This window comes from uncultured Oceanicoccus sp., assembly GCF_963968385.1.
Classification (GTDB): Bacteria; Pseudomonadota; Gammaproteobacteria; order Pseudomonadales; family Dasaniaceae; genus Oceanicoccus.
This window is the reverse complement of the sequence record NZ_CAXAHB010000058.1, coordinates 1-10,858: the sequence shown is the minus strand read 5'-3', so window position 1 is coordinate 10,858 and position 10,858 is coordinate 1. Positions and strand designations below refer to the sequence as shown.

General features: G+C 45.0%; 9 protein-coding genes. 5 read left to right on the top strand and 4 right to left on the bottom strand.

The genetic code is table 11. From position 1 onward, the window contains the following. The 5 genes from AACP44_RS07020 to AACP44_RS07000 all read left to right on the top strand — a co-directional run. Positions 1-1,061 (top strand): extracellular solute-binding protein (locus AACP44_RS07020; RefSeq protein WP_339339765.1); only part of this gene is annotated, 1,061 nt, incomplete at its 5' end. A gap of 10 nt (positions 1,062-1,071) precedes the next feature. Further along, a complete protein-coding gene (locus AACP44_RS07015; RefSeq protein WP_339339764.1) occupies positions 1,072-2,151 on the top strand; it encodes a microcin C ABC transporter permease YejB in 1,080 nt (359 codons plus the stop codon). A 2-nt stretch (positions 2,152-2,153) separates the two neighbouring features. Further along, positions 2,154-3,191 carry an ABC transporter permease gene (locus AACP44_RS07010; RefSeq protein WP_339339763.1) on the top strand — a complete coding sequence of 346 codons (1,038 nt, stop codon included), beginning with the start codon at positions 2,154-2,156 and terminating at the stop codon, positions 3,189-3,191. Then, positions 3,188-4,792: an ABC transporter ATP-binding protein gene (locus AACP44_RS07005; protein WP_339339762.1), complete on the top strand. Its 1,605-nt coding sequence runs from the start codon at positions 3,188-3,190 to the stop codon at positions 4,790-4,792. Before AACP44_RS07010 ends, AACP44_RS07005 begins: the two co-directional genes overlap by 4 nt. Positions 4,793-4,796: 4 nt before the next feature. Then, positions 4,797-5,975, top strand: a complete 1,179-nt coding sequence (locus tag AACP44_RS07000; RefSeq protein WP_339339761.1) for a methyltransferase — start codon at positions 4,797-4,799, stop codon at positions 5,973-5,975. On the opposite strand, the gene AACP44_RS06995 is transcribed toward AACP44_RS07000, so the two are convergent. The 4 genes from AACP44_RS06995 to AACP44_RS06980 all read right to left on the bottom strand — a co-directional run. Next, positions 5,962-6,501: a hypothetical protein gene (locus AACP44_RS06995; protein ID WP_339339760.1), complete on the bottom strand. Its 540-nt coding sequence runs from the start codon at positions 6,499-6,501 to the stop codon at positions 5,962-5,964. The genes AACP44_RS07000 and AACP44_RS06995 overlap by 14 nt on opposite strands. Further along, positions 6,501-7,058, bottom strand: a complete 558-nt coding sequence (locus AACP44_RS06990) for a hypothetical protein (RefSeq protein ID WP_339339759.1) — start codon at positions 7,056-7,058, stop codon at positions 6,501-6,503. Before AACP44_RS06990 ends, AACP44_RS06995 begins: the two co-directional genes overlap by 1 nt. A 59-nt stretch (positions 7,059-7,117) precedes the next feature. Then, entirely contained in the window at positions 7,118-10,552 is a 3,435-nt protein-coding gene (locus AACP44_RS06985; RefSeq protein WP_339339758.1) for a UvrD-helicase domain-containing protein, read from the bottom strand. Continuing rightward, positions 10,549-10,858: hypothetical protein (locus tag AACP44_RS06980; RefSeq protein WP_339339757.1), on the bottom strand; the 310-nt coding region annotated here is incomplete at its 5' end. The genes AACP44_RS06985 and AACP44_RS06980, both read right to left, overlap by 4 nt.

Genomic DNA, 10,858 nt, shown 5'->3' with positions numbered 1-10,858 from the left:
GCGTGGTGGTGTTAGAGGCACTAAAGGCTAATCGCTATGATTTTCGCAATGAGAATATCTCCAAACAATGGGCCACAAGTTATGACAGTCCAGCCATTCGTCAAGGCTTGCTAAAAAAGGCAATGATCGAACATAACAACCCTACTGGTATGCAATGCTTTCTGATCAATCAACGGCTCGGTAAATTTCAAGATCCGAGAGTCCGGCAGGCACTTAATCTTGCCTTTGATTATGAATGGTCAAATAAAAATTTGTTTTATGGTTTATATCAACGCAATAACAGCTTTTTTACCAACTCTGAATTGGCCTCGTCGGGTCTTCCCAAAGGCAGAGAACTGGAAATATTGCAGAGTCTGCGCGGCAACATACCTGAATCCGTATTCACTACCCCCTATACCAATCCGACCACCGATGGCAGTGGCAATAACCGCAACAACTTACGCCAAGCGGCAAAATTATTGAAGCAGGCAGGCTGGGTGGTCAAAGATAACCAACTGGTTTATCCCGAAACCGGTGAAGTGTTTACCATAGAAATGATCATTACCAGCCCCGCTTTCGAGCGTATTGTTAACCCCTATGCCAAAAACCTTAAAAGGCTGGGCATTAACATGACGGTTAAGCTGGTAGAAATATCCCAATATATTAATCGTATGCGGAAATTTGACTATGAAATGGTCACCCATGTTATTTCACAATCACTTTCACCAGGTAACGAACAATTAGACCTTTGGCATTCAAGCTTTGCTGATCGCGAAGGCAGTCGTAATTATTTAGGTATTAAAAATAAAGCGATTGATAAGCTGGTTGACCTGGTGATTACCTCACCCGATCGTGAAGAACTTGTCCTTCGCACTCGCGCACTCGATAGAGTCTTGTTGCACAATCATCTTGTAGTACCCCAATTTCACAGCGGCGCCCATCGCATTGCTTACTGGGATAAATTTGGCAAACCCGAACAGGCCCCTAAATATGATCCGGGCTATGAAATAGGTTTAATGACTTGGTGGATTGATCCTGCTAAAGAGCAGGCATTAAAGAACAAACACTCGGCAAATCAATAACAGAATTTTTATGGCCAATTATATACTGAGAAGATTACTGCTTATTGTGCCAACTTTATTTGGCATTATGGTGATTAATTTTCTGATCGTTCAGTCGGCCCCCGGTGGCCCGGTTGAGCAAATGATTGCCAAGATGCAGGGGCATGATCTCAGTGCCACGGCTCGCATTAGCGGCTCTTCGACTGGCGATGGTGGTCAACCATCGAGCAGCAGAGAACAGCAACAAGGGCTTGATCCAGAGGTAGTCGAGGCCATTGAAAAATTATATGGCTTTGATAAGCCGATGTCAGAGCGCTTTTGGGATATGGTGATTAACTATAGCCAGCTAGACTTTGGTGACAGCTTTTTCCGCAACACCTCCGTTATTGACTTAATCCTTGAAAAGCTGCCCGTCTCTATTTCATTAGGCCTGTGGAGCACCCTGCTGGTTTATCTGATCTCTATTCCTTTAGGTATTCACAAGGCGGTCAATCACGGCAATCGCTTCGATGTCTGGAGCAGCACCGTGATTACCATTAGTTACGCTATCCCCGGCTTTCTACTGGCGATTATGCTGATTGTGTTATTTGCTGGCGGCAACTATCTGGACTGGTTTCCGCTGCGCGGGCTCAGTTCTGATAACTTCGATGAGATGACCACCTTCGGCAAAATCAAAGATTATTTTTGGCATTTGGCATTACCACTAACCGCCTACACCATTGGCGGCTTTGCTACCTTAACCATGCTGACCAAAAACTCCTTTCTCGATGAAATCAATAAACACTATGTGATTACCGCCCGCGCCAAAGGGTTGGAAGAAAACAAAGTCCTATACCACCATGTATTCAGAAACGGCATGCTTATTATTATTGCCGGCTTTCCAGCGGCTTTTCTCGGGATGTTTTTTACTGGCTCCATGTTGATAGAAGTCATTTTTTCACTGGATGGTTTGGGTTTATTAGGCTATGAATCGGTTATCAACCGTGATTATCCGGTTATTTTTGGCACCTTGTTTATTTTTACCTTACTGGCATTACTGCTCAAACTGATTAGCGATCTCACCTATGTCTGGATCGATCCCCGTATTGATTTTGAATCGAGGGGCGGTTAACCATGTTTTTTAATAGTGATCATTTAAGCGCGATTAATCAACGCCGCTGGCTAACCTTCAAATCCAATAAGCGAGGCTACTACAGCACTTGGCTATTTTTACTGCTATTTATATTTAGTTTATTTGCTGAATTTATTGCCAACGACAAACCGATACTGGTGAGTTATGAAGGACAACTGTATTCACCGACCTTTTTTTCCTATCCGGAAGTCACCTTTGGTGGTGATTTTGAAACCGAAGCCGAGTACTCAGACCCCTATGTGGTGGATTTAATTAATGATAAAGGCTGGATGCTCTGGCCATTAATACCTTACAGCTATGATACCCATATCGCCGACTTAGCCACACCAGCACCCTCACCACCCAGCACACAAAACTGGCTGGGAACCGATGACCAAGCTCGAGATGTTTTTGCCCGGGTGATTTATGGTTTTAGAGTCTCAGTACTCTTTGCCCTGGCTTTAACACTGGGCAGTTCGGTAATTGGTATTGCGGCGGGGGCAATTCAGGGTTACTACGCCGGCACTATTGATTTAATCGGCCAGCGCTTTATCGAAATCTGGAGCGGACTACCGGTACTGTTTTTATTGATTATTCTCTCCAGTGTGATTACTCCCAGTATCTGGTGGTTGCTGGCCATTATGCTGCTATTTAGCTGGACGCAGCTGGTTGATGTGGTTAGGGCAGAATTTTTGCGAGGTCGCAATCTGGAATATGTCAAAGCGGCAAAAGCCATGGGCGTTAGCGATAGAGTAATTATGTTTCGACATATCTTGCCCAATGCCATTGTCGCCACCCTGACCTATATGCCGTTTATTTTAACCGGCGCTATCACCACGCTGACCTCGTTAGACTTTTTGGGCTTTGGTTTGCCGCCCGGTTCTGCTTCTCTTGGTGAGCTGGTGGCTCAAGGCAAAGGCAATTTACATGCTAGCTGGCTGGGTATAAGTGCCTTTGCCGCTCTCTCGATAATGTTAACGTTATTGGTATTTGTTGGTGAAGCCGTGCGCGACGCCCTCGATCCGAGGTTGGTCAAATGAGTTCTGCACAACCGCTATTAGAGGTTAAACAGCTATCCACGGATTTTATTCAGGGTAAGAACCTGACTCAGGCCGTTACCGACGTCAGTTTTAGTCTCGCCGCCGGCGAAACACTGGCCATCGTGGGTGAAAGTGGTTCCGGCAAATCGGTGACCGCGCATTCTATTTTACGCCTACTCCCCTATCCGGTAGCCAATCACCCCAGCGGCCAGATATTGTTTAACGGTAAAGATCTGCTCGGCATTAATCCGAAAAAAATGCGCAGCATCCGCGGCAACAATATCAGCATGATTTTTCAGGAACCCCTGACCGCATTGAACCCTTTGCATAAAGTCGGCGACCAAATTGCTGAAGTGATTACGCTGCATAAACCTTTACGTGCTGAAGCCTTAAAACAACGAGTGATCGAGTTATTAAGCCAAGTGGATATTGCCGGCGACAAGGCCAATGCCTATCCACATGAGCTCTCTGGCGGCCAACGTCAGCGTATAATGATTGCTATGGCTATTGCCAATGAACCCGAGCTACTGATTGCCGATGAGCCTACCACTGCTCTCGATGTGACGGTACAAGCGCAGATTTTAAGCTTACTTAAATCGATACAGCGCCGTATGGGGATGGCAATACTGTTAATTACTCATGATTTATCGGTGGTGAAAAAAGTCGCCGATAAGGTGGTGGTTATGCAACAGGGCAAACTCGTTGAACAAGCGGATACGCCAACCCTATTCTCAGCTCCACAGCACGATTATACCCAGTTATTATTAAACGCCGAGCCCAGTGGCGACCCTGTACCGGTCAAACAACAAGCTCAGCAGCCTCTGCTGGAAAGCCAAGGCCTTAGTGTTAACTTTGAACTCGGCAAACGCTGGTTCTTTCAACAGCCGAAATTATTTAATGCCGTTAAGCATGCAGATATTCGCATTCACTCCGGCCAAACTTTAGGTATTGTGGGTGAAAGTGGTTCAGGTAAAAGCACTTTGGCGATGGCGCTATTACGCATGGTCGATAGCGAGGGCGCTATTAACTTTCTCGATCATGCCATTGATCAATATGATCAAACAGCAATGCTACCCTTGCGTAAAGATATTCAAGTGGTTTTTCAGGACCCCTTTGGCAGTTTGAGCCCGCGGCTATGTATTGAAGACATTATTAGCGAAGGCTTAATGGTACATCAAAATCTGAGCCCGCAAGCAATTGAGCAAAAGGTGATCGATATGTTGCGGGAAGTGGGTCTAGACCCGGCTATTCGTCATCGCTACCCGCATGAATTTTCAGGTGGGCAACGCCAGCGAATTGCTATTGCCAGAGCGGTTATCCTTGAACCGAAATTGATTATTCTTGATGAACCCACTTCGGCACTGGATCGCTCTATTCAAGTACAGGTGCTGGATTTATTGAAAAACCTGCAAGCCAATCACCAACTAAGTTATATCTTTATCAGCCATGATTTACAGGTGGTACGCTCCATTAGCCACCATACCATTGTGATGAAAGAGGGCGAAATTATTGAAAGTGGTAGCAGTGAGGCTATTTTTAATCGTCCCCAGCAAAGTTATACCCAAAAATTACTAGCAGCCGCACTATCTCCAACCCTGTAAACCAATGCAGCATTCAAACTCTCTTTTTCAGACCCCGTTCGCAGAACTAGATCTTCACCGTATTCCCTCAGACGGAAGTCAGGCCAATAGCCTTAGAGCTTGGGATGCGGCCGACGAATTAATGCTTAATCACCTGGCGCAACAGCAACTGCCAGAGGTCAGCAGTAAACTGCTAATTATCAACGATGGTTTTGGTGCGCTTAGTGGTAGCTTGTCGGACTATTCTGTCACCAATTGGAACGACTCGTTGATTAGTCATCTTGCTTGCAAAGCCAATCTTAAGCGCAATCAACGAACAGCGCCGATTGATTTTCTACCAAGCACCGCCAAACCCAGTGGCCTATTTGATTTGGTGCTAATAAAAATACCAAAAACCTTGGCTTTACTAGAGCATCAGCTGATCACACTTAAACCTCATATTAATGACCACACGGTCATTATTGCCGGTGGTATGGTTAAGTATTTGCAAACATCACATCAGCAGTTATTTGAAAAATATCTTGGCAGTAGTACGACCTCCTTGGCGAGAAAAAAAGCCCGCCTGATTTTTTCAACCACTGAAAGAAGACAGCAAGCCAGCCAATCACCCTACCCTTTGAATAATTACTACTCACAGATCGATCTGCATATTAGCCAGCACGCCAATGTGTTTTCAAAAAACAAGCTGGATATAGGCACTGGTTTTATGTTGCAACAGTTCGATCAGCTACCTGACGGCAACCGTATAGTGGACCTTGGTTGCGGTAATGGCATCTTGGGTATTATGGCAAAGCGACAACAACCTAAGTGCCAGCTTTATTTTATCGATGAGTCTTATATGGCGGTAGAATCAGCTCGGAATAACTATTTTAATCAAAACAATCTGCAGTCACAGCAAGCCGAGGATAAAGATAATTTTCTGGTGAGTAACTGCCTTGAACAAACAACACTGGCCGATATTGATCTGATCCTTTGCAACCCGCCATTTCACCACGCTAATACCGTTGACGACCATATTGCTTGGCAGATGTTTAAACAGAGTTATAAGGCGTTAAAACAAGGCGGTCGACTATGGGTTGTTGGCAATCGTCACCTAGGCTATCACGTTAAACTTAAACGCTTATTCGGTCACTGTAAGACAGTGGCCAGTCATCATAAGTTTGTTGTGCTTGAGGCACAAAAAAACTCGCTTAATCTTGACTGATATACTGCTTCAATGCCCGTTGACGATTGTTAGCAGCACTAACCAGCCGGATAATGTCTTGTTCGTAATAATAAAACCACTCCCCCGAACCTTTAATCCGGCTAGCGGCATCATAAACCATCGCTTGATAGGTGGTGAGTAACTGGGCGTATTGCCGCTCACTCTCCATGCTTAGCTGATGCAGTGTGTCATATGTATCGGTAACGGCGAGAATAGCATCATCATTCATTTTATTGAGATAGCTTGCATATTGTTGCTCTGCTTTAGCTTTTGCAGTAGTCATCTTGCGATTAAATAACTGCGCACGATGCTCTGGCTTGATAATACTGATAGCTGCTGTATTGGCATGGGCGTTGGCCAAAGCCATAACACCCATAGCAAAGGCAATGATTAACAACACAAGAAAAACGATACTTACCCAGAAATGGCTACTGGACTGCTGGCGTAATAAACCGATTTGATCATCGAGACCAATATCGAGACCATTATCAAGACCAATGTCGCTGTCGTCATTATGATCAATCATTAGTTTGATCTCTCTACTAGCTTATCTAGCTTGGCCTTGCGCTGAACACTCTGGTCCTTGAGTTCATCGAGAGACTGATTATAAACATCAAGCCACTTTTTCGAGCCTTGATTCATGGCCGCAAGGTTGCTGCTACCGGATTTAATTGCGTTGATCAGTTTTTGTAAATCTTGCTCACGTGAGATCAAGAAATCCTGATAATCTAGCATTTTTTCCGCACTACAATTGTTAGTTAATTGATTAAGCTGTCTGGTATAGGCGGTAATTTTATCCAGCTCATTGCTACGGAAGTCGGTTAGCAGCATTAATTGCTGTTCTAACGCTATAAACTGTTGGCTAATGGGGTCATTGTCTTTTAGCTGGGAGGCCTCGGTTAAAACAGAAACTCTATGCAACATAACAGTCAATCCTGTCGCCATTACCGCGATAAACATCACTGAAATAGCGATGACTGCAATCATCAAGATTTTGTTAGTGGCCGCCTGTTTTTCAAGTTTACTTAATAAAGCAACCGGGGTTGATTCAGTCTCGCTCTCTTCCCTATGGTCGTAAGCCATGTATTTCTCCTGCGATAAAAGGGTTAATTAATTGATATTCACTGAATTAGCTATCCCAATCAGTCTAACTGATGCCAATAAGGATAATGGGTAAAATACAGTGCGGTTTTTATCTTGTACTGCTGATCCAGTTTTAGCGTCAGTAATTTTTTATAGTTGGCTAACTGTGATTGATACTCAGCGACTTCACGTTTGACAAATGCTGCTTTCGTTTCATCTTCTAATGGCATGGATGTTTTATAATCAACAATCCAGCATATTTTCGATTCATCAACAAAACAGCGATCAATAATAGATTTTTTTATCAGTCCATCGCTATTGGATAACAGGGCTAGTTCGGCATAGGACTGACTATGCTGTAGCGATAATAACCAACGGCCTTTATCGTCCTCCAAGGTATTATTGACTGCCCGGGAAATCTGTTCAATCGCTTTTGGCCATAACGATTCTATTAAGCCATGACTATGCAGTAAAGCCTGTAACCATTGTTGCTGTTGCCACTGATCTTTTTGTAACCAACAGTCAGTCCCCTGCTTGGCTAATAACTCAAAGATCCGATGGGTAATAGTCCCTACACACTGGGGTAATGGGTCGGATAAGACCACAGGGATATTTAATTCATTATTATCTGGTTTGTCAGCCATATCGTCCAGATAATACTCCTGTAGTGGATTGGGAAAGCTCCAAGCCGGTGACTGCCATGTAGCTGATAAGCGTTGCAATGTCTGGGCAGTCGCCGATGGATCAAAATCCAAGCCAAACTGTTCAGTGTTGCTTGCCACTACTGACTCATGCCACTGCACCTGACTTTCCAATATTGGCCAAGCGCACTTGATTAAACTGTTTTTAGGCGGTGCTTTGGGCAAATCGGTTTTAGTGTCTTTACTACTGGTTAATAAAATATGTAGTCGCTTGATCGCCCGTGTAGCCGCGACATAAAACAAACGGGTATTTTCTAATTGACTGCTTTGTTGTTGCTCAAAACGCAGATATCGATAGATGCTATCCTCTTCATCTCCGGTTGCCCCTAGAGGACTCATAATTAAACCTGAGCTATCGCCATCAGCAGATAGATATTCGCGCCACATTAATAGGGATTTGTCGTCACTGCGCGGCGATCTTGCCATACCGGGTAAGATAACACAGTCAAACTCCAGACCTTTGGCTTTATGAATGGTCATAATCTGTAAGCGACTGTCTGTCGTTTGTGGAGTAGCATATAACTGCTGCACGGCTTGCTCGAATTGATCAATAGCGGTTAAGTTGCCATTCATCTGATAGCGTTCTAACAAATCAAAATAGTCATCGATAAATTCAAACTCATCGCAACTATTAACAGTGGCTGCTCCACCCAAGGCCAACCAAATACCTTCAACCCAGCTGCGTGCTGTTTGTCGGCAACGTTGGCTAAAGGCGGCGGTTAATAGCTGATTAACCGCCGTCAGACGTTGGCGACTATGATGACTTAAATCAGCAAGCACAGCTTTATCTTGCATTGCAGACCATATCGAAACATGATTGGAGCAGGCCAATAGGTGATATATATCGCTATTGTTCATACCTAACCAGGGTGTTCTTAATAAAGCCGACCAACTGATTCGGTCAGCGGTATTAAACAGCGCTTTGGTCAAACTTAATAAATCGATAATTGGGCTATAACTGGCCAAAGGATCAATATCCGTCGCATGCCATGATAAGCCTGCGCGACTTAAGGCTGGAATAATATCTTTTAGATGAGAGCGATAACGCACCAGAATAGCGATGCTGCCTGTTGGGTTTTCAGCCTGGCTTTGCTGAATAAGCTCGACCGTCCTCTGCGCTTCTTGTTGTCGTGGTTGCTCGCCGATAAAACCTTCTAACGTAACCTGACTACTGGCCTCATTGCTCTTAAAGGCAACTGCCTGCTCAAAAGGTACGGCGCCCCGTGATAAATTTTCTACCGAGGGAAAAGCCTGAGTGAAGGTGGTATTGACCCAATTAACGATCACGGGATCAGAACGAAAATTAACCGTTAGTGGCAGATTATCTAACGGCACACCGTTAACACCCTGCGCTCTGGCTTCTAAAAACAGACCAACATTGGCCTCCCTAAAGCCGTAAATGGATTGCATACCATCACCTACAATAAACAGGGTGTTAGGTTTTTCTGGGTTGCCGTTATTATATTCAAACCAGCCCTCTAATAAGCGATGCAATAAACGAAACTGAGGGCTGGCGGTATCCTGAAACTCATCAACCAAAATATGGCAGAGCTGATGATCGAGTTTCATCGCTAATGCCGTCGGGTTTAAGCCGTCACCCAGAGCGGCCAAGGCTGCCATAGAGATCTGGCTATGGTCGACTTCGCCCTGCTGTTGGAAGATCAGTGTCAATTCAGCCACAAGCATGGGTAGTAATCGGGTTAATGACGCCAGGACTTGCCATTGCTGCTGATCAAACTCTGGTTTTGGTAGATGACGTAAGGCTAGCAATAACTGCAATAAACCAGAGTTGCTATCTAATGCCTGCAATAACTCAATGAAGTTGGACTTTAGTTGTTTCGCTAAAACCTTGTCGCCATCGCGAGTCTGGGTGGGAAAGCCGGTACCCTTATTAACGGTCTTGCGCCAATCATTAGAAGTTGTCAGTAGTATATCGGCAATAGCGCGCCATTCGCTTAAGCTGGCCACATCAATGGCCGGTAACGCCTCAATACCCGCGAGTTGGGTGATTGATGATTCAGAATGCTCCGATTGCAAATTACAGCCAGCATAGTCAAAAAGAGGTAACAGCTCTGGCGCCAGCACTAACAATTCATCTTTAAGTTGCTGCAAAACATCAAGCACTAACTGCTGCAATGTCTGTTCGAGCCTGGCCTTGGCAGCTGCTGGATCGCTATTGATACCAATATGCAATAACCATTGATTACGACGCTCAAGCAGACCGATTAAAAGTCGCTCTGCTGTGGCCATATTGTTATCGACATGGCTCATCAGAACCATCAGGTCTTCGGCAACCGGAGAATTATGCTCCAGTTGTTGCAAAAAGTTTTGAACGGCTAGCCGATAGAATGCTTGTGGCTTGTCATTAATCTGTGGCTGGGCACCAAAGTTCGAGAGTATTGGCATCTGTCGCGTTAGGCTGGCGCAAAAACTGTCGATGGTTTGTATTTTGAGACGATTGGTATTTTCTAACAGCTGCCATTGGCATTGCTTGTCTCGCGCTAAAGCCTCTTTCGCCAGTTGCCAAGTTAATTTTTCATGACTCTTATCTGGCTCAGCAGCACGGGTGGCAAACCGCAAAGCATTGATAATACGGTGATGCATTTCAGCTGCAGCTTTGCGGGTAAAGGTAATCGCCAGTATATCTTCCGGTTGATTGGCTGTTGCTAATAGCTTTAATACCCGTTGACTTAACAGTTCAGTTTTACCGGAACCTGCCGGCGCAGTCACGCAAACAGACTTTAGCGGGTTAAGCGCGGCTAAACGCTGTGCATGATCAACCGGCAAATTCATAACACCTCCACCGGCTGATGCTTAATGCGACAGGTGCTACTAAGGTCACAGTATTGACAGGTTTTTACCGGCTGCTTGGGATCAACTGAGGCTTTACCGGCCATAAAATCAGCCGCCAGTGTCGCCAATACTTTTCCCCAATGCTGCTTGAGCTGATCCCAATCGATAACGCCTGCTTCAGTTTTATATTTATCTTGCCATTGCAACTTTGGCTCTGGCAATTGCTCAGCACCTACGCCCTTGAGCACACACCCATCGACACGGATTTGTGCGAAGGCAATGGCCCCGACATTTTCCCCGCCATTT

Coding starts and splice junctions, on each gene's coding strand:
- AACP44_RS07010 (WP_339339763.1), top strand. CDS start 2,154: ATGTTTTTTAATAGTGATCATTTAAGCGCGATTAATCAACGCCGCTGG.
- AACP44_RS06990 (WP_339339759.1), bottom strand. CDS start 7,058: ATGGCTTACGACCATAGGGAAGAGAGCGAGACTGAATCAACCCCGGTT.
- AACP44_RS07015 (WP_339339764.1), top strand. CDS start 1,072: ATGGCCAATTATATACTGAGAAGATTACTGCTTATTGTGCCAACTTTA.
- AACP44_RS07000 (WP_339339761.1), top strand. CDS start 4,797: ATGCAGCATTCAAACTCTCTTTTTCAGACCCCGTTCGCAGAACTAGAT.
- AACP44_RS06995 (WP_339339760.1), bottom strand. CDS start 6,501: ATGATTGATCATAATGACGACAGCGACATTGGTCTTGATAATGGTCTC.
- AACP44_RS07005 (WP_339339762.1), top strand. CDS start 3,188: ATGAGTTCTGCACAACCGCTATTAGAGGTTAAACAGCTATCCACGGAT.
- AACP44_RS06985 (WP_339339758.1), bottom strand. CDS start 10,552: ATGAATTTGCCGGTTGATCATGCACAGCGTTTAGCCGCGCTTAACCCG.